This window comes from Streptomyces hoynatensis, assembly GCF_003626535.1.
Classification (GTDB): Bacteria; Actinomycetota; Actinomycetes; order Streptomycetales; family Streptomycetaceae; genus Streptomyces; species Streptomyces hoynatensis.
The window spans coordinates 50389-71951 of the sequence record NZ_RBAL01000008.1; the positions used below are offsets into that span (position 1 = coordinate 50389).

Here is a 21563-nt window from a genome sequence, read left to right on the forward strand (position 1 = left end):
TCAGTTGTCCGTGCCTCGGCCGAGTTGGTTGTCGATGAAGTCCATGACCTCGTCGAGGCTCGCCGAGTGGAGCCGTTCCTTCACGGGGGCCTCGCCTGTGGTCGTGCCCGCCTGGCCGAGGCGCGCGAGGAGCTGCCGCAGCCTGAGGGCGACGCCGGCCCGGGACGCCTCGTCCTGCTCGCTCGCCGCCAGCGCCGCCTCCAGGCGGTCGAGTTCGGCCAGCACGGACGGGCCCTCGGGCTCGTCCGCCGCGCCGAACAGTTCCCCGAGGAGGAAGTCGGCGACGGCCAGCGGGGTCGGGTGGTCGAACACCAGGGTGGCCGGGAGCCTGACGCCGGTGGCGGCGGCGAGGCTGTTGCGCAGTTCGACCGCGGTCAGGGAGTCGAAGCCGAGCTGCCTGAACTCGCGGTCGGCGGCCACCGCCTCGCCCGAGGCGTGCCCGAGTACGGCGGCGGCGTGGGTGCGGACCAGGTCCACCAGGAACCGGGTGCGCTCCGCCTCCCGCAGCCCGCCGAGCCGCTGCAGCAGCCCGGCGCCCGAGCCGCCGCGGCCGGCCGCCGCGCGCCGCGCCTGGCGCACCAGGCCGCGCAGCACGGGCGCCACCGGGGCGTCGGAGCGGGCGTTGCCCGCGTTGACGAGCACCGGGGCGAGCAGCGCCTCCCCGCGCTCCCCCGCCGCGTCGAACAGCGCCATGCCCTGTTCCACGGACAGCGGCGGCAGCACCGAGCGGGCCATCCGCTGGGCCGCGCCCGCGTCCAGGCCGCTGGTCATGCCGCCCTCCGCGCCGCCGACCCGGCTCCACGCGCCCCAGGCCAGGGACACGGCGGGCAGTCCGGCGGCGGCGCGGTGCTGGGCGAGGGCGTCGAGGAACACGTTCGCCGCCGCGTAGTTGCCCTGGCCCGCGCTGCCCATCAGGCCGGAGACGGAGGAGTACAGCACGAACGCGGCAAGATCCGCGTCCCTGGTGGCCTCGTGCAGGTGCCAGGCGGCGTCCACCTTGGGCCGCATCACGGTGTCGAGGCGCTCGGGCGTCAGCGAGCCGACGACGCCGTCGTCCAGGACGCCCGCGGTGTGCACCACGGCGGTCAGCGGGTGCGCGGCCGGGATGCCGGCCAGCAGCGCTTCGACCGCCTGCCGGTCGGCGAGGTCGCAGGCGGCGACGGTGACCTCGGCCCCGTGCGCGGCCAGCTCCGCGCGCAGTTCCAGGGCGCCGGGGGCGTCGGGGCCGCGGCGGGAGGCGAGCAGCAGGTGCCGCGCCCCGCGCTCGCCGGCCAGGTGCCTGGCCAGCTCGGCGCCGAGGCCGCCGGTGCCGCCGGTGATCAGGACGGTGCCCTCCGGGTCCCAGGGGCGCGGCGTGGCCGGCTCCTGCGGCACCCGGGCCAGGCGCGCGACGGTGGCCTTGCCCCCGCGCACCGCGACCTGCGTCTCGTCGGCGTCCAGGAGCGCGGGCAGGGCGGGCAGCAGGGCGGTGGAGGCCGGGCTGCCGTCGAGGTCGGCGAGCAGGAAGCTGCCCGGGTTCTCGGACTGGGCGGAGCGGACCAGGCCCCATACGGGGGCGGCGGCCAGGTCGAGCGCGGCGGCGTCGCCCTCGGCGGCCACCGTGGCGTTCCTGGTGACGAACAGCAGCCGGGTCCTGGCGAACCTGCCGTCCGCCAGCCAGTCCCGCAGCACGCCGAGGGCGGCGGCCGTGGTCTCGCGCACCCGCCCCGGCACCTCGCCCCGGGCGGCGCCTGGCACCGGCACGAGCACGACGTCGGGCGCCGTGCCGCCCTCGCCGAGGGTCTCGGCCAGGCTGCCGGCGGCGGCCGTGGCGCAGCCGGCCGCGGCGAGGGCCGCCCCGAGCCCCTCGGGGTCGCCACCGAGCACCGCCCACCTGAACTCCTGTGGGGCGGGGGCGAGTTCGGGGGCCGGAAGCCATTCGACGCGCAGCAGGGACTCCTGCCGCGCCCGGCCGCCCGCGGCGCGGGCCTCGGGGGCCCGCAGGGCGAGGGAGTCGACGGAGAGCACCGGGGCGCCGTCCTCGTCGACGGCGGCGAGGGACACCGCGTCCCGGCCGGTGCGCCGCAGCCGCACCCGCAGCACCGCGGCGCCCGAGGCGTGCAGGCACAGGCCGCGCCACGCGGCGGGCAGGAGGCCGCCGGTGAGCCCGTCCACCCCGGCCAGTTCCACGGCCGAGGCCGCGGCGTCGAGCAGCGCGGGGTGCAGCCCGAAGGCGGCGGCGTCCGAGGCGCTCTCGGGCAGCGCCACCTCCAGGTAGGTGTCCTCGCCCGACTGCCAGGCGGCGCGCAGCCCCTGGAAGAGCGGGCCGCAGTGGTGCCCGGCGGCCTCCAGGTCGGCGTACCAGCCGTCCAGGCCGACCGGCTCGGCGCCCTCGGGCGGCCAGGTCGTGGCCGTGAACTCGGGCCGGCTCTCGCCCGTGGCGAGCAGGCCGGTGGCGTGCGTGACCCACTCCTCGTCGCCGGCGGCGTGGGCCGGCCTGGAGTAGCAGGTCAGCGGGCGGTGGCCGGACTCGTCCTGGGCGCCCACCCAGATCTGGCAGGCCACGGCCCCCGTCGCGGGCAGGACCAGCGGGGCGGCCAGGTCCAGGGCGGCCACCCGGTCGCAGCCGACCTGGTCGGCGGCCCGGACCGCGATCTCGGCGAGGGCCGCCGCGGGCAGCACGGCCGCGCCGTCCACGCGGCGTTCGCCCAGCCAGGGGTGGGTGGCCAGGGACAGGGTGCCGGTGAAGACCAGCCCGTCGGAGCCGGCCACCGGCATCGCGGCGCCGATCAGCGGGTGCCCGGCCGCGACCATGCCCAGGTCGCCGACGTCGCCGCCGCCGCCGGGGGCGAGGGTGGGCCAGAAGGACTCGTGCTGGAAGGCGTAGGTGGGCAGGTCGACGCGCCGCGCGCCGGTCTGGGCGAACAGCGGCTCCCAGTCCACGGCGACCCCGGCCACGTGCAGCCTGGCCAGCGCCGTCACGAGCGCGGTCTCCTCGCCGCGGTCCGCGCGCAGCGCCGCGGCGGTCACCGCCTCGGGCGCGGCCTCGCCGGCCAGCGCCGACAGCACGCCGTCCGGGCCGAGTTCCAGGAAGGCCGAGGCCCCCGCCTCGGTCAGGGCCCGCAGCCCGTCGCCGAAGCGCACCGCCTCCCGCACGTGCCGCACCCAGTACTCGGGGTCGCCGAGCTCCTCCTGGGTGGCCAGGCGCCCGGTCAGGTTGGACACGAGCCGCAGGCGCGGCGGGGCGAAGGAGAGGCCGGCCGCCACGGCGCGGAAGTCGTCCAGCATCGGTTCCATCGACGGCGAGTGAAACGCATGCGAGACCGACAAACGCCTAGTCTTGCGGCCCTTGGCGGCCAGGGCGGTCGCGATCGCGACCGCCGCGTCCTCCGCCCCGGAGACCACGACGGCCTCCGGCCCGTTGACGGCGGCGATGGCCACCTCGTGCTCGCGGCCGGCCAGCAGCGGCGCCACCTCGGCCTCGGTGGCCTGGACGGCGATCATCGCGCCGCCCTCGGGCAGCGCCTGCATCAGCCGGGCCCGGGCGCTCACCAGGGCGCAGGCGTCCGGCAGCGTCAGCACGCCCGCCACGTGGGCGGCGGCCAGCTCGCCGATGGAGTGCCCGGCGACGAACTCGGGCCGCACGCCCCAGGACTCCACCAGCCGGAACAGCGCCACCTCCACCGCGAACAGCGCCGGCTGGGCGAACTCGGTGCGGTCGAGCGCCGCCGCGTGGGCCCCGGCCTCGTCGGCCGCGGCCCACATCACCTCCCGCACCCGCGGGTCGAGTTCGGCGAGGACGAGGTCGAGGGCGTCGGCGAAGGCGGGGAAGCGCGCGTACAGCTCCCGGCCCATGCCCAGGCGCTGCGCGCCCTGCCCGGTGAACAGCACCGCGAGGGAACGCGGCGCCGCCTCGCCGCGGGCGACCTCGGTCAGGCCCTCCGCCGTGGACAGCAGCACCGCGCGGTGCTCGAACACGGAACGCGAGGTCACCAGCGAGTAGCCGATGTCCGTGGCCGCCGCCCCGGCGACGGTGGCCCGCAGCCGCTCGACCTGCCCGGCCAGGGCCGCCTCGGTCCGCGCCGACACCGGCCAGGGCACGGCGGCGGGCTCGACGCGGGTGGGGCGCGGCCCGGACAGCTCGCTCGGCGGGGCCTCTTCGAGGATGACGTGGGCGTTGGTGCCGCTGATGCCGAAGGAGGACACGCCGGCCCGCCTCGGCCGGTGCACCTCGGGCCACTCGCGGGCCTCGGTGAGCAGTTCGACGGCCCCCGAGGACCAGTCCACGTGCGAGCTGGGCGCGCTGACGTGCAGGGTGCGCGGCAGCAGGCCGTGCCGCAGGGCGAGGATCATCTTGATGACGCCCGCCACGCCCGCGGCGGCCTGGGTGTGGCCCAGGTTCGACTTGATCGCGCCGAGCAGCAGCGGCCGGTCCTCGGCGCGGTCGCGCCCGTAGGTGGCCAGCAGCGCCTGCGCCTCGATGGGGTCGCCGAGCGTGGTGCCGGTGCCGTGCGCCTCCACCGCGTCCACCTCGGAGGGCTTGAGGCCCGCCCCGGCCAGCGCCTGGCGGATGACCCGCTGCTGGGAGGGCCCGTTGGGGGCGGTGAGCCCGTTGCTCGCGCCGTCCTGGTTGATCGCCGAGCCGCGGACCACGGCCAGCACGGTGTGCCCGTTGCGCCGGGCGTCGGAGAGCCGCTCGACGACCAGCACGCCCACGCCCTCGGACCAGCCGGTGCCGTCCGCGTCGTCGGAGAACGCCTTGCAGCGGCCGTCGCCTGCCAGGCCGCCCTGGCGGGAGAAGCCGCCGAAGCTGGAGGGGGTGGACATCACGGTGACGCCGCCGACCAGGGCGAGCGAGCACTCGCCGTTGCGCAGGGCCTGGGCGGCGAAGTGCAGCGCCACCAGGGAGGAGGAGCAGGCGGTGTCCACGGTGACGGCCGGGCCCTCCAGGCCGAAGGTGTAGGACAGCCGCCCGGAGATGACGCTGGCGGCCAGGCCGGTGCCGGCGTGGCCCTCCAGGTCGTCCTGCGCGCGCATCACCAGGTGCTGGTAGTCCTGCCCGTTGGTGCCGACGTAGACGCCGGTCCTGCTGCCGCGCAGGGACTGCGGGTCGATCCCGGCCCGCTCCACGGCCTCCCAGGACACCTCCAGGAGCAGCCGCTGCTGCGGGTCCATCGCCAGGGCCTCGCGCGGCGAGATCCCGAAGAACCCGGGGTCGAACTCGGCCACGCCGTCGAGGAATCCGCCCTGCCCGGTGACGCTCTCGGTGCCGGCCGCGCCGCCGGGCGCCGTCAGCTCCCAGCCGCGGTCGGCGGGGAAGTCGCCGATGGCGTCCTCGCCGTTCACCAGCAGCCGCCACAGGTCCTCGGGCGAGGCGACGCCGCCGGGGAAGCGGCAGCCGATGCCGACGACGACCACGGGCTCGTCCGCGGCCCGCGCGGCCTCCTCCGGCTCGGCCGGGGCGGCCTGCGCGGCCTGGGCGCCGAACATCTCGTCCAGCAGGTGCTCGGCCACCGCCTGCGGCGTCGGGTAGTCGAAGACGAGGCTGGCGGGCAGGGTGAGCCCGGTCAGCGCGGCCAGCTGGTTGCGCAGCTCGATCGCGGTGAGGGAGTCGAAGCCGAGGTCGCGGAACGCCTTGTCCACGGCCACCGCCTCCTTGCCCGGGTGGCCGAGCACCTGGGCGGCGTGGGTGCGCACCAGGTCGAGGATCGGCTCGACCCGGGCGGCGCCGGTCAGGCCGCGCAGGCTGCGGTGGAGGTCGGAGGCGGCGGACTCGGCCTCGCGGCGCGCCGCCCGCACCTCCTCCAGGAGGGGCCGGGCCGCGGGCAGTTCGCTCAGCGTGGCGGTCGGCCGCATGCTCAGCAGGCCGCGCAGCATCTGGCCGTGCCCGAGGTCGGCGACGACCGCGGCGGCGGCCGGCACGGCGAGGAGCTGCCGCATGGCCGTGAGGGCGAGCTCCGGGTCCAGGCCGGTGGCGCCGGCCCGCCTGGCGGCGTCGCCGAGGCCGTCCCGGTCGGCCATGCCCGCCCCGGCCCAGGCGCCCCAGGCGATCGAGGTGGCGGCCAGCCCCTGGGCGCGGCGCCGCTGGGCGAGCGCGTCGAGCACCGCGTTGGCCGCGGCGTAGTTGGCCTGGCCCGGGTTGCCGAGGGCGCCGGAGACGGAGGAGAAGAGGACGAAGGCCGACAGGCCGAGGCCGCGGGTCAGCTCGTCGAGCGCGAAGGCGCCGTCGACCTTGGCGGCGAAGACCCCGGCGAGCCGCTCGGGGGAAAGCCCTTCGAGGACGCCGTCGTCCACCACGCCCGCGGTGTGCACCACGGCCGTCAGCGGGGCGTCCTCGGGTATCCCGGCCAGCGCCGCGGCCAGCGCCTCGCGGTCGGAGACGTCGCAGGCGAGGACGTCGACCTCGGCGCCGAGCCCGGTCAGCTCCGCGCGCAGCTCCCGCACGCCGGGCGCGTGGGGGCCGCGGCGGCTCAGCAGCAGCAGCCGCCGCGCCCCGCGCGCGGCCAGGTCGCGCGCCACGTGGGCGCCGAGCGCGCCGGTGCCGCCGGTGATCAGCACGGTGCCCGTGGGCTCCCACCCGGCGGCGCCCGCGGCGGCCGGAGCGGGGATCACGCGGCGGCCGAACGCCCCGAAGGGCCGCACCGCCACCTGGTCCTCGTCGGTGCCGCCCGCGAGCAGCCCCGGCAGCCGCCGCGTCACGCGGGAGTCGACATCCGGCGGCAGGTCGATCAACCCGCCCCAGCGCGCGGGCAGTTCGAGCGCGGCCACCCGGCCGAGGCCCCAGACGCCGGCCTGCCAGGGGTGGGCCACGGCGTCGCCGGTGCCGACCGAGACGGCGCCCCTGGTCACCGCCCACACCGGGGCCAGCACCCCGGCGTCGCCCAGGGCCTGGAGGAGGACGAGGGTGGCGGCCGGGCCGGTGCGGCGGTGCCCGGGGTCCTCCGACTCCTCCGCGCCGAGCAGGGAGAGCACCCCGGCGAAGCGGGAGCCGCCCAGCTCGGCCAGGCGCCCGGCGAGCGCCTCCCGGCCGCCCGCCACACCGTCCATCTGCACGTCCATCCGGACGTCCATCCGAACGTCCATCCGAACAATGTCTGTGCCCAGCGACTCCACGACGGCGGACACCCAGGGGGCGTCCGCGGCCCCGGCGGGCACCACCACCAGCCAGGTCCCCTGCACCGCGGCGGCCGCCGAGTCGGTGGCCAGCGGCTGCCAGTCCTCCCGGTACAGCCAGGACTCGACGGTGGACTGGGCCTGGCGGCGCACCCGCCAGGCGGAGAGCGCGGGCACCACGGCGGACATGGTGTCGCGGTCGAGTTCGAGGGTGGCCGCCAGGGACTCCAGGTCCTCCCGCTCGACGGCCTCCCAGAAGGCGCTGTCCACGGCGTCCTGCCCGGCGGCCGGGGCGGCGGCGCCGGCGAAGGAGCCGGACTCCACCCAGAACCGCTCGTGCTGGAAGGCGTAGGTGGGCAGGTCCACCCGCCGGGCCCCGGTCCCGTCGAACAGCCGCGCCGGCTCGGCGTCGACCCCCGCGGCGTACAGGCCGCCCAGGGCGGTCACCACCGCGGCCTCCTCGGGCCGGTCCTTGCGCAGCGCGGGGATCACCGGGGTCTCGGGCGGCAGGCAGGCCCGGGCCAGCCCGGACAGCACCCCGCCGGGGCCGACCTCGAGGAAGGCGGTGGCGCCCGCCTCGGTCAGCGCGGCGATGCCCTCGGCGAACCTGACGGGCTGCCGCACGTGCCGCACCCAGTACTCGGGCGCGCGCAACTCGCCCTGGCCGGCGATCCGCCCGGTCAGGTTCGACACGACGGGCAGCCGGGGCTCGGCGAAGGTCAGGCCCTCGACGACGGCCCGGAACTCCTCCAGCATCGGGTCCATCAGCGGCGAGTGGAAGGCGTGCGAGACGGGGAGCAGGGTGGTCTTGCGGCCCTGTTCCGCGAACGCCGCGGCCAGGGCGCGCACCGCGTCCCCGGCGCCGGAGAGCACCACGGAGCCGGGGCCGTTGACCGCCGCCACCGCCACGTCCGCGGGCAGCAGCGGCAGCACCTCCTCCTCGGTGGCCTGCACCGCGGCCATGGCGCCGCCGGCCGGCAGGGCCTGCATGAGGCGGGCGCGGGCGGCGACCAGGGTGCAGGCGTCGGCGAGCGAGAGCACGCCGGCCACGTGCGCCGCCGCGACCTCGCCGATGGAGTGCCCGGCCACGAACCCGGGCCGCACGCCCCAGGACTCGATCAGCCGGTACAGGGCCACCTCGACGGCGAACAGCGCGGGCTGCGCGGCGCCGGTCTCGTTCAGCGCGGCTGCGTTCGGCCCGTGCTCTTCCCCGGCGTCGTCCGCGGCCCACATCACGCCGCGCACGCCCGGGTCGAGGTGGGCGAGCACCGCGTCCAGGGCCTCCGCGAAGACCGGGAAGCGGACGTAGAGTTCGCGGCCCATGCCCAGGCGCTGCGAGCCCTGCCCGGAGAAGAGGACCGCGAGCGAGCGGGGGCGGGCCAGGCCGCGGCCCGCCTCGACGATGTCGCCCGTGCCCCCGGCGGGGGCCAGGAGCACCGCCCGGTGCTCGAAGGCCGAACGGGCCGTCACCAGGGACAGGCCGATGTCGGCCGGGCTCAGCTCGGGGCGGACGGCGGCGAAGGAACGCAGCCGCCGCACCTGGGCGTCGAGCGCGGCCTCCGACTTGGCGGACACCAGCCAGGGCACCACGGAGGGCTCGGCGACCGCCTCCGGCTCGGGGACCGGCTCGGGCAGCGGGGCCTGCTCCAGGATGACGTGGGCGTTGGTGCCGCTGATGCCGAAGGAGGAGACGCCGGCCCGCCGCGGCCGGTCCACCTCGGGCCACTCGCGGGGCGCGGTGAGCAGGGCGACGTTGCCCGACTCCCAGTCCACGTGGGTGGAGGGCCTGGTGATGTGGAGGGTCCTGGGCAGCACGCCGCGTTGCAGCGCGAGCACCATCTTGATCACCCCGGCGACGCCGGCGGCGGCCTGGGCGTGCCCGAGGTTCGACTTGACCGAGCCGAGCCACAGCGGCTCGGTCCGGTTCTTCCCGTAGGTGGCGAGCAGGGCCTGGGCCTCGATGGGGTCGCCGAGCGTGGTGCCGGTGCCGTGGCCCTCGACGGCGTCCACCTCGGAGGGCTTGAGGCCCGCCCCGGCCAGCGCCTGGCGGATGACCCGCTGCTGGGAGGGCCCGTTGGGGGCGGTGAGCCCGTTGCTCGCGCCGTCCTGGTTGATCGCCGAGCCGCGGACCACGGCCAGCACGGGGTGGCCGTTGCGCCGGGCGTCGGAGAGCCGCTCGACGACCAGCACGCCCACGCCCTCGGACCAGGCGGTGCCGTCCGCGCTGTCGGCGAAGGCCTTGCAGCGGCCGTCGCCTGCCAGGCCGCCCTGCTGGGTGAACTCCATGAACAGGCCGGGCGTGGACATCACGGTGGCGCCGCTGGCCAGCGCGAGCGAGCACTCGCCGCCGCGCAGCGCCTGGGCCGCCAGGTGGAGGGCCACCAGGGAGGAGGAGCAGGCGGTGTCCACGGTGACGGCCGGGCCCTCCAGGCCGAAGGTGTAGGACAGGCGCCCGGAGATGACGCTGGCGAGGGTGCCGGTGCCGGAGTAGCCCTCCATGCTTTCGACGGAGCCGAGGACGACCTGCGAGTAGTCCTGGCCGCTGGTGCCGACGTAGACGCCGGTTCTGCTGCCGCGCAGGGACTGCGGGTCGATCCCGGCCCGTTCGATGGCCTCCCAGGTCGTTTCGAGGAGCAGCCGCTGCTGGGGGTCCATGGAGACGGCCTCGCGGGGCGAGATGCCGAAGAACGCCGGGTCGAAGTCGGCGGCGCCCTCCAGGAATCCGCCCTGCCCGGTGACGCTGCTGCCGGGGCCGCCCGCGGCGAGTCCGCCGAGGTCCCAGCCGCGGTCGGCGGGGAAGGCGCCGACGGCGTCGCCGCCCTCCACCAGCAGCCGCCACAGGTCCTCGGGCGAGTTGACGCCGCCGGGGAAGCGGCAGCTCATGCCGACGATCACGATGGGCTCTTCGGCCACCCGCGCGACGGTGTCCGCCACCCCCGCCTCGGCGAACTCGCTCTCTTCTCCGAAGAGTTCGTCGATCAGGTGGTCGGTGAGGACGCGCGGGGTCGGGTAGTCGAAGACGAGGGTGGCGGGCAGGGTCAGGCCGGTGGCGGTGCCCAGGCGGTTGCGCAGCTCGACCGCGGTCAGCGAGTCGAAGCCGAGCTGGCGGAAGTCGCGTTCGGTGTCCACGGTGTCGGGCGAGGCGTGGCCGAGCACGGCGGCGACCTCGGAACGCACCAGGTCCAGCAGGGCCTTGGCCCGGTCGGCGGGGGCCAGCGCGTCCAGGCGCCGCAGCGCGCCGGTGCCCCGGCCGCCGGCCGCCGCGGTGCGCCGCCCGGTCTGCATCAGGCCGCGCAGGATCGGCGGGATGGTGCCGACGAAGGCCGCGGGGGCGCCGGCGCCGGCCGGGGCGGTGACGATGCTGGTGGGAACGATCAGCGGCTCGTCCACGGTGAGCGCCGCGTCGAACAGCGCCAGGCCCTGCTCCACGGTCAGGGCGGGCGTGCCGGAGCGCGCCATCCGCTCCAGGGCGGCCTCGTCGAGGGCGCTGGTCATGCCGGTGCCGGCCCAGGCGCCCCAGGCGAGGGAGACGCCGGGCAGGCCGAGGGAGCGGCGGTGGGCGGCGAGCGCGTCGAGGAAGCTGTTGGCCGCCGCGTAGTTGCCCTGCCCGGCGGTGCCCATGACGCCGGAGACCGAGGAGTAGAGCACGAAGGCGGCAAGGCCGGCGTCCCGGGTCAGCTCGTGCAGGTGCCAGGCCGCGTCCACCTTGGGGCGCAGCACGGTGGCGAGCCGCTCGGGCGTCAGGGCGGTGACGACGCCGTCGTCAAGCACGCCTGCCGCGTGCACCACCGCGGTCAGCGGGTGCTCCGGCGGGATGGCGGCGAGCTGCGCGGCCAGCGCCTCGCGGTCGGCGGCCTCGCAGGCCGCGAGGGTGACCCGGGCGCCGAGCCCGGTCAGCTCCTCGCGCAACTCCCGGGCGCCGGGGGCCTGTTCGCCACGGCGGCTGAGCAGCAGCAGGTGCCGCACGCCGTTCGCGGTGACCAGGTGGCGGGCCAGCGCGGCGCCGAGCCCTCCGGTGCCGCCGGTGATGAGGACCGTGCCCTCCGGGTCCCAGCCGGCGGGCACGCTCAGCACGATCTTGCCGATGTGCTGGGCGCGGCTCATGAACCGGAAGGCGTCCCTGGCGCGGCGCACGTCCCAGGTGCGGACGGGCAGCGGGCTCAGCGCGCCCCGCTCGAAGAGGGCCAGGAGCTCCGTCTGCATCTCCAGGATGCGGTCGGGGGGCACGAGGCCGAGGTCGAACGCCTGGTAGGCGATGCCGGGCAGGCTCGCCGGGTCGCGGACGTCGGTCTTGCCCATTTCGAGGAACCTGCCGCCCTCGCCCAGCAGCCGCAGCGAGGCGTCGACCAGTTCCCCGGTGAGCGCGTTCAGCACCACGTCGAGCGGGGCGCCGCCGGTGGTCTCGCGGAACGCCGCCTCGAAGTCGGCGGTGCGGGAGGAGGCGATGTGGTCCTCGGCGACCCCGAGGGCGCGCAGCGTGTCCCACTTGCCCTCGCTCGCGGTGGCGAACACCTCGGCGCCCAGGTGCCTGGCGAGCTGGACGGCGGCCATGCCGACGCCGCCGGCGCCCGCGTGCACGAGGATCTTCTCGCCGGGGCGCAGCCCGGCGAGGTCCACCAGCGCGTAGTAGGCGGTCAGGAACACCAGCGGCACGGAGGCCGCGGTCTCGAACGACCAGTCCTCCGGCATCCGCACCAGCATCCGCTCGTCCGCGACGCCGCGCGGGCCGAAGCCGCCGAACACCATGCCGGTCACCCGGTCGCCCGGGCGCAGCAGGGTGGCCTCAGGGCCGGTGGCGACGACAACGCCCGCGGCCTCGGCGCCGAACGCGCCCGCCTCGCCCGGGTACATGCCGAGCGCGTTGAGGACGTCGCGGAAGTTGAGGCCGGCCGCGCGGATCGACAGGGCGACCTGCCGCCCGGTGAGAGGTTCGAGGAGCTCGGGGGCGGGCGCCAGGACCAGGTCGTCCAGGCTGCCCTTGCGGGAGGTGCCCAGCCGCCAGGGCACGCCCTGCGGCGGCAGCAGCGCGGAACTCGCGGTGGAGCCGGTGAGCCGGGCGAGCCGGGCGGCGAGCACGGCGCCCTCGCGCAGCAGCACCTGGGTCTCGCCCGCTTCCAGCAGGGCGGGCAGGTGGCGCAGCGCCTCGCGGGAGGCGGCGGTCTCGTCGAGGTCGGCCAGCAGGAACCGGCCGGGGTTCTCGGCCTGGGCGGAGCGCACCAGGCCCCAGGCGGCGGCCGCGGCGGGGTCGGTCACGGGCTCCTCGCCCGCGGCGACCGCGCCGCCGGTGAGGAAGACGACGGGCACCCCGGCCAGCCGCGGTTCGCCGATCAGCTCCTGCACCTGGGCCAGGACGCGCGCGGTCAGGGCGTGCACGGCGGCCGGGCCGCCGTCGAGGTCGCCGGTGACGGGCACGATCAGGCCGCCCCGCGGCTCCTCGCCCAGCGCCTCGCCCGGGGTGGCCGCCCCGGCGGGCGCGGGGGCGGCCAGGGAGGCGGGCAGGCCGAAGGGGTCGGCGCCCAGGACGGTCCAGTGGGTGGCCGCCGCGCCGTTGTCCGGCTCGGCCTCCGGCGTGACGGGGGTCCAGTCGACGAGGAAGAGCGAGTCGTGCGCGGTGCTCGCGGGGGCGGGCGCGGGCTCGGCCGAGGGGGCGCGCAGGGTCAGGGACTCGACCGTGATCACCGGGGCGCCCGCCACGTCGACGGCGGTCACCGACACCGAGTCGGCCCCGGTGGGGGCCAGCCTGACCCGCAGCACCGAGGCGCCGGTGGCGTGCAGGGTGGCGCCCTGCCACTCGAAGGGCAGGCCGCGCCCGCCCTCCTCGATGAAGCCGATGGCGTGCAGCGCGGCGTCGAGCAGCGCCGGGTGCAGCCCGAACAGCGCGGCGTCCTCGACCTGTTCCGGCAGCTCGACCTCGGCGAACACCTCCTCGCCCCGCCGCCACACGGCCCGCAGCCCCTGGAAGACGGGCCCGTAGGTGAGGGCGCTCTCCGCGGCCAGCCGCGGGTAGAGCCCCTCGACCTCGGCGGGCTCGGCGTCCCGCGGCGGCCACTGCGCGGTGTCGAAGGGGGCGGCCTTGGTGGCGGCGGCCGACAGCACGCCCTCGGCGTGCAGGGTCCAGTCCCGGCCGGGGGCGCCGGCCGGCTGGGAGTAGACGCCGATCGGGCGGCGGCCCGCCTCGTCCGCCTCGCCGACCCGCACCTGGACGGCGACGCCGCCCTGGTCGCCGAAGACCAGCGGCACCAGCAGCGTGAGGGAGTCCACCCGGTCGCAGCCGGCGAGGTCGCCGGCGCGGATGGCCAGGTCGAGGAAGCCGGTGCCGGGGAAGAACACCGCGCCGCCCACCACGTGGTCGGCCAGCCAGGGGTGGGAGGCCGTGGAGAGCCAGCCGGTCAGCACGGTCTCGTCGGAGCCGGCGACCGTCAGCACCCCGGCGAGCAGCGGGTGCTGGGCGGGCAGCAGGCCGACGCCGGTGACGTCCCCGGCGCGGGCCCCGGGGACCACGGTGGGCCAGTACCGCTCGCGGGCGAAGGCGTACGTCGGCAGGTCGATCCGCCGCGCCCCGGTCCCGGCGAAGCAGCCGGACCAGTCCACCTCGACGCCCGCCACGTGCAGCGCGGCGAGCGCGGTGACCGCGGCCGTCTCCTCGGGCCGGTCCTTGCGCAGCACCGCAACGGACGTGGCCTCGGGCGCGGACGCGGCGGCCAGGGCCGTCAGGACCCCGCCGGGGCCCGCCTCGACGAAGACGGAGACGCCCGCCTCGGCCAGCGCGGCGACGCCGTCGGCGAACCTGACGGGCTCGCGCACGTGCCTGACCCAGTAGTCGGGCGAGCACAGCTCCTGCGGGCCGGCGAGCCGCCCGGTGAGGTTGGACACCACGGGGATGCGGGGCTCGTGGAAGGCGAGGCCGGCGACGGCCTCCCGGAACTCCGCCAGCATCGGGTCCATCAGCGGCGAGTGGAAGGCGTGCGAGACGGCCAGGCGGCTGGTCCTGCGGCCCAGCGCCCGGAACTCGCCCGCCACGGCGGACACCGCCTCCTCGGTGCCGGCCACCACCACGGAGGTGGGCCCGTTGAGGGCCGCGAGGGACACCTCGCCCTCGCGTCCGGCCAGGAGCGGCGCCACCTCCTCCTCGGTGGCCTCCACGGCCACCATCGCCCCCTGGGCGGGCAGCGCCTGCATCAGCCGGCCGCGGGCGGCGACCAGGGCGCAGGCGTCGGCGAGCGAGAACACCCCGGCCACGTGGGCGGCGGCGATCTCGCCGATGGAGTGCCCGGCGACGAAGCCGGGCCGCACGCCGAAGGACTCCACCAGCCGGTAGAGGGCCACCTCGACGGCGAACAGCGCGGGCTGCGCCCAGCCGGTGCGGTTCAGGACGCCGGCGGCGGCCTCGCCCTCGGCCCAGATCACCTCGCGCAGCGGGCGCTCCAGGTGCGGGTCCAGCTCGGCGGTCACCGCGTCGAAGGCCCGGGCGAACGCCGGGAAACGCGCGTACAGTTCGCGGCCCATGCCCAGGCGCTGCGCGCCCTGCCCGGAGAACAGCACCGCCAGGGTCCGCTCGGCCGCCACGCCGCGGGCCGCCTCGGTCACCCCGTCCGCCCCGGCGAGCAGGACGGCCCGGTGCTCGAAGGCGCTGCGGGTGGTGACCAGGGAGTGGCCGATGTCGGCCGGGGTGTGGTCGGTCCGCTCGGCGAAGGACCGCAGCCGCTCCAGCTGGGCGTCCAGCCCCTCGGTGGTCCGCGCCGACACCGGCCAGGGCAGCACGGCGGGCGTGGCGTGGGCGGCGGGCGGCTCCTCGTCCGGCACGGGCGGCAGCGGGGCCTGCTCCAGGATGATGTGCGCGTTGGTGCCGCTGAGGCCGAAGGAGGAGACGCCGGCCCGGTGCGGGCGGTCGGCCTCGGGCCACTCGCGGGGGGCGGTGACCAGCTCCACGGCGCCCGCCGTCCAGTCCACGTGGGTGGTGGGGGCGGTGACGTGCAGGGTGCGGGGCAGCACGCCGTGCCTGAGGGCGAGCACCATCTTGATGACGCCGGCCACGCCCGCGGCGGCCTGGGTGTGGCCGAGGTTCGACTTGACGGCCCCCAGCAGCAGCGGGCGCGCGGGGTCGCGGTCGCGGCCGTAGGTGGCCAGCAGCGCCTGGGCCTCGATCGGGTCGCCGAGGACGGTGCCGGTGCCGTGCGCCTCGACGGCGTCCACCTCGGCCGGGGCCAGTCCCGCGTCGGCGAGTGCGGCGCGGATGACCCGCTGCTGGGAGGGGCCGTTGGGGGCGGTGAGCCCGTTGCTCGCGCCGTCCTGGTTGACGGCCGAGCCGCGGACCACGGCCAGCACCTGGTGCCCGTGGCGCTCGGCGTCCGAGAGGCGCTCCACGACGAGGACGCCGACGCCCTCGGACCAGCCGGTGCCGTTCGCGTCGTCGGAGAACGCCCGGCACCTGCCGTCGGGGGCGAGGCCGCCCTGGGCGGTGAACCCGGCGAAGTTCATCGGGGTGCTCATCACGGTGACGCCGCCGACCAGGGCGAGGTCGCTCTCGCCGCTGCGCAGCGACTGGGCGGCCAGGTGCAGGGCCACCAGGGAGGAGGAGCAGGCGGTGTCGACGGTGAGGGCGGGTCCTTCGAGGCCGTAGGTGTAGGACAGCCTGCCGGAGAGGGCGGCGGCGGCCAGGCCGGTGCTGGCGTGCCCCTGGAGGTCCTCGTTGGCGCGCAGCACGAGGTTCGTGTAGTCCTGCCCGTTGGTGCCCATGAACACGCCGGTCTTCGAGCCGCGCAGCGCGGCGGCGTCGATTCCGGCGCGCTCGACGGCCTGCCAGGACACCTCCAGGAGCTGCCGCTGCTGCGGGTCCATGGCCTTGGCCTCGCGCGGGGAGATCCCGAAGAACGCCGGGTCGAACGCGGCCACGTCGGGCAGGAACCCGCCCTTGGGGTCGCCGCCCGCGCCGACGTCGTCCGGGGTCCAGCCGCGGTCCTCGGGGAAGCCGGAGATGGCGTCGCGGCCCTCGACGAGCAGCCGCCAGAAGTCCTCGGGCGACTCGACGCCGCCGGGGAAGCGGCAGCTCATGCCGACGATCACGACCGGGTCCTCGTCGCGGCCCGCGGCCCGCGGCCGTTCCTCGGACGGCGCGGCCAGCTCCGGGCGCTCGCCGAGGAGTTCGCCCAGGAGGTGCTCGGCCAGGGCGCGCGGGGTCGGGTAGTCGAAGATGAGGGTGGCGGGCAGCTTCAGGTCGGTGGCGGTGGCCAGCCGGTTGCGCAGCTCGATGCCGGTGAGCGAGTCGAAGCCGAGCTGGCGGAACTCGGGCGAGGCCCCGATGGCGTCCGGCGAGGCGTGCCCGAGGACGGCCGCCGCCTCGGCGCGGATCAGGTCGGTCAGCAGCCGCAGGCGCGCCGGGGCGTCCAGGCCGGAAAGCTCCCTGGACAGGCCGGACTTGGACATGCCCCTGCCGCTGGCCGCGAGCCGGCGGCCGGGCCGCAGCAGGCCGCGCAGGATCGCGGGCACGTCCGTGGGGGCGCCGCCGGGGCCGCGCCGGCCGCCGAGCGGGCCGAGGGCGACGACGAGCGGGTCGTCCGCGGTGAGTGCGGCGTCGAAGGAGGCCAGGCCGCGTTCCGCGGTGAGCGGGGGCATGCCGTTGCGGGCGATGCGCTCGCGGGCCGCCTCGTCGAGGGTGCCGGTCATGCCGGCCCCCGCCTCCCAGGCGCCCCAGGCCACGGAGAGCGCCGGCAGGCCCTGGGCGCGGCGGTGCGCGGCCAGGGCGTCCAGGAAGCTGTTGCCCGCCGCGTAGTTGCCCTGCCCGGGCGCGCCCATGAGGCCGGAGACCGAGGAGTAGAGCACGAAGGCGGCCAGGTCGAGTTCCCTGGTCAGCTCGTGCAGGTGCCAGGCGGCGTCCGCCTTCGGGCGCAGCACGGTCGACAGCCGCTCGGGGGTCAGGGAGCCGACGACGCCGTCGTCCAGGACGCCCGCGGCGTGCACCACGGCGGTCAGCGGGTGCTCGGCCGGGACCAGGGCCAGGGCGGCGGCGAGCGCGTCCCGGTCGGCGACGTCGCAGGCGGCGAGGGTGACCTCGGCGCCCAGGCCGGTGAGTTCGGCGCGCAGCTCCCGGGCGCCCGGGGCGTCCTCGCCGCTGCGGCTGACCAGCAGCAGGTGCCGGGAGCGGCCCGAGGTCACCAGGTGGCGGGCGAGGAGGGCGCCGAGGCCGCCGGTGCCGCCGGTGATCAGCGTGGTGCCCTGGGGGTCCCAGGGGCGCGGCAGTGCTTCCTGGGCGGGGCGCCTGGCCAGCCGGGCCACGTGGGCGGTGCCCTCGCGGACCACGACCTGGTGCTCCCCGGCGTCGAGCAGCGGGGGCAGGCTGGGCAGCAGGGCGGCGGACTCGGCCGCCTCGTCGAGGTCGACCAGCAGGAACCGGCCCGGGTTCTCGCTCTGCGCCGAGCGCACCAGGCCCCACACGGCCGCGGCGGCGACGTCCTCGCCGGTGACGGCGCCGCGGGTGACGAACAGCAGGGTGGTGGCGGCGAGCCGGTCGTCGGCCAGCCACTCCTTCAGCAGGCCGAGCACGCGGGCGGTGAGCTCGTGGGCGGCCTCGGGGCCGCGGCCGATGTCGCCGACGACGGGGACGAGCACCACCTCGGGGGCGGGCTCCGCGGCCGGCGACTGCAGGGCTTCGAGGCCGAGCCCGAAGGCGTCCTCGCCGAGCAGCGCCCAGCGGGCGGGCGGCGCCGGCTGGTCCAGGGTGCGGGGCACCCAGTCGAGCCTGAGCAGCGCGTCGCGGTCGTTGGCGGTGGCGGCGGGCAGCGGAAGGTCCGCGGCGCCGCGCAGCGCGACCGCGCCGAGGCCGAGCACGGCGTCGCCCTCGACGTCCACCGCGCCCAGGGTCACGGCGCCCTCGTGGGCGGTCAGCCGGACGCGGAGCACGGAGGCGCCGGCGGCGTGCAGCGAAACCCCGCGGAACGAGGCGGGCAGCAGGGCCGCTTCTGCCTCCTCGGGCAGGCCGAGGGCGGCCGGGTCGAGGAAGGCGGCGGCGTGCAGGGCGGCGTCCAGCAGCGCCGGGTGCACGCCGAAGGCGTCGGCGTCCTGGACCTGCTTGGGCAGGGCGACCTCGGCGAACAGCTCCCCCTCGCGCCGCCACACGGCGCGCAGGCCCTGGAACTCCTCGCCGTGCGCGAGCCCGGCCTCGGCGAGTTCCTCGTAGGCGCCTTCGAGGTCCACGACGGTGGCGCCCTGCGGCGGCCACTGCGCGGTGGCCGCGGGCGCCGGGGCGGCCTCCGGGGCGAGCACGCCGGTGGCGTGCGTGGTCCACTCGCCGCCCTGGCCGCCGGCCGGCCGCGAGTAGCAGCGCAGCTCGCGGCGCCCCGCGGCGTCGGGGCTGCCGACCCACAGCTGGAGCTGGACCGGCTGCCGCTCCGGCAGCGGCAGCGGCTCCAGCAGGCGAAGCTCGGCCACCTGCTCGCAGCCGAGGTGGTCGGCGGCCCGCAGGGCCAGTTCGAGGAAGCCCGCGGCGGGGAAGAGGACGACGCCGTGCACCGCGTAGCCGGCCAGCCAGGGGTGGGTCTCGCGGGAGAGCTGCCCGGTGAGGATCAGTTCGCCCGAGCCCGCCACGGTCATGGCGGCGCCGAGCAGGGGGTGGTCGGCCGGGGCGAGGCCGAGGCCGGTGATGTCGCCGGTGCGCACGGAGACCGCGGGCCAGAACCGCTCGTGCTGGAAGGCGTAGGTGGGCAGGTCGACGGTCCTGGCGCCGGTCCCGGCGAGCAGCGCGGCCCAGTCCACGGTCACGCCCGCGACGTTCAGCGTGGCCAGCCCGGCCAGCAGGGCGGCCTCCTCGCCGCGGTCCTTGCGCAGCGCGGGGGCGACGGCCACCGGGGGCGCGTCCTCGTCGGGTCCCGCCTGCGCCAGGTTCTCCTGGGCAAGGCCGGAGAGGGCGCCGTCGGGGCCGAGTTCGAGGAGGGCGCCCGCGCCCTCGCGGACCATGGCCCGCACCCCGTCGGCGAAGCGGACGGGCTCGCGGACGTGCCGCACCCAGTACTCGGGGGAGCACAGCTGCTCGGCGGTGGCCGGCTCGCCGGTCAGGTTCGAGATCACCGGCAGGGTGGGCGGGGCGAAGGCGAGCGCCCGGGCGACGGAGCGGAACTCCTCCAGCATGGGGTCCATCAGCGGGGAGTGGAAGGCGTGCGAGACGCGCAGCCAGGCCGTCTTGCGGCTGCGGTCCTCGAACGCGCCGACGATCTCCAGGACGCCGGCCTCCTCGCCCGCCACCACGACGGACTGCGGCCCGTTGATCGCGGCGATGGAGACGTTGCCGGTCAGCAGCGGGGCGACCTCGTTCTCCGTGGCCTGGATGGCGGCCATCGCGCCGCCCGGGGGCAGGGCCTGCATCAGGCGGGCGCGGGCGGCCACCAGGGTGCAGGCGTCGGTGAGGCCGAGGACGCCGGCCACGTGGGCGGCGGCGATCTCGCCGATCGAGTGCCCGGCGACGTAGTCGGGGAGGATGCCCCAGCTCTCCAGCAGCCGGAACAGGGCGACCTCGACGGCGAACAGCGCGGGCTGGGCCCAGCCCGTCAGGTTGAGCTCCTCGGCGGGGTCCGCGCCCGCGGCCCCTTCGGCCCCTTCGGTCCCTTCAGCAGGCAGCTCGCCCCACATCACCTCGCGCAGCGGCCGCGGCAGGTGGCGGTCGAGCTCGGCGGTGACGGCGTCCAGCGCCTCGGCGAACGCCGGGAAACGCGCGTACAGTTCGCGGCCCATGCCCAGCCGCTGGGAGCCCTGGCCCGAGAAGAGGAAGCCGAGCCCGACCCGGCCGCCCGCGACGCCGTGCGCCACGCCGGGCGCGGCGCCGCCGGACACCCAGGCGGCGAGCGCGTCGCGCAGCGCGGCGTGGTCGGCGCCGACGAGGACGAGCCGGTGGTCGAAGGTGGCGCGGGTGGCGGCCAGCGCGTACGCCACGTCGAGCGGGCGGCGCGCGGGCTGCCGGTCGGCCTGGGCGAGCAGGGCGGCGGCCTGCTCGCGCAGCGCCTCCCCGGTCCTGGCGGTGAGCACCCACGGCACGGCGGCGGGGGCCGCCGCGGGCTCGGCGGACCCGGCCGGCGCGGCGGTCTGCGCGGGCTCGGGCGCGGCCTCCAGGATCACGTGGGCGTTGGTGCCGCTGACGCCGAAGGAGGAGACGCCGGCCCGGTGCGGGCGGCCGGTCTCCGGCCAGGGCTGCGCCTCGGTGAGCAGCCGCACGGCGCCCTGGGACCAGTCCACGTGGGAGGAGGGCCGCTCGGCGTGCAGGGTCCTGGGCACCAGGCCGCGTTGCAGGGCCATGACCATCTTGATGACGCCGGCGACCCCGGCGGCGGCCTGGCTGTGGCCGATGTTGGACTTGATCGAGCCGAGCAGCAGGGGGTGTTCGCGGTCCTGGCCGTAGGTGGCCAGCAGGCTGCGGGCCTCGATGGGGTCGCCGAGCCTGGTGCCGGTGCCGTGCGCCTCGACGGCGTCCACGTCGGCCGCGTTGAGCCCGGCGCGGGCCAGCGCCTGGCGGATGACCTGCTGCTGGGCGCGGCCGTTGGGGGCGCTGAAGCCGTTGGAGGCGCCGTCGGAGTTGACGGCGGAGCCGCGGACCACGGCCAGCACCCGGTGCCCGTGGCGCTCGGCGTCGGAGAGCCGTTCCAGGGCGATGACGCCGACGCCCTCGGACCAGCCGGTGCCGTCGGCGCTGTCGGAGAACGCCTTGCACCGGCCGTCCCTGGCGAGGCCGCCCTGGCGGCTGAACTCGACGAGCGAGCCGGGGGTCGCCATCACGTTGACGCCGCCGACCAGGGCGAGGGAGCACTCGCCGGCGCGCAGCGCGTTCGCCGCCAGGTGCAGGGCGACCAGGGAGGAGGAACAGGCCGTGTCGACGGTGACCGTCGGGCCCTCAAGCCCCAGCTCGTAGGAGATCCGGCCCGACATGGCGCTGGCCGCGATGCCGGTGCCGATGTCGCCGGTGGCGTCGGCCACGGACCGCACCAGCAGGTGGCTGTAGTCCTGGCCGTTGGTGCCCATGTAGACGCCGGTGCGGGTGCCGCGCAGCGTCTGCGGGTTGATGCCGGAGCGCTCGATGGCCTCCCAGGTGGTCTCCAGCAGCAGCCGCTGCTGCGGGTCCATGGTGACGGCCTCGCGGGGCGAGATGCCGAAGAACCCGGGGTCGAACTCGGCCACCCCGTCGAGGAAGCCGCCCTGGAGGCTGAGGGCGTTGCCGCGCTCGTCGACGTCGGCCTCGGCGAGGGACTGGTTGTCCCAGCCGCGGTCGGCGGGGAAGCCGGAGATGGCGTCCCGCCCCTCGGCGACCAGGTCCCACAGGTCCTCGGGCGACCCGACCCCGCCGGGGTAGCGGCAGGCCATGCCGATGACGGCGACGGGCTCCGTGGCGGCGGAGACCAGCTGCCGGTTCTGCCGCCGGAGGCGTTCGGCCTCCTTCATCGCCGCACGGAGTGCTTCGATGACCTTCTCGTTGGGCGTGTTCATGGTCAACTCTC

At 77.2% G+C, this 21563-nt stretch carries 1 protein-coding gene; it reads right to left on the reverse strand.

Annotated features, from left to right (window positions below; all coding sequences use genetic code 11):
- Complete coding sequence (locus D7294_RS15710; RefSeq protein WP_120680062.1) at positions 1–21552, reverse strand: type I polyketide synthase; 21552 nt, start codon at positions 21550–21552, stop codon at positions 1–3.
- Positions 21553–21563: the final 11 nt, after the last annotated feature.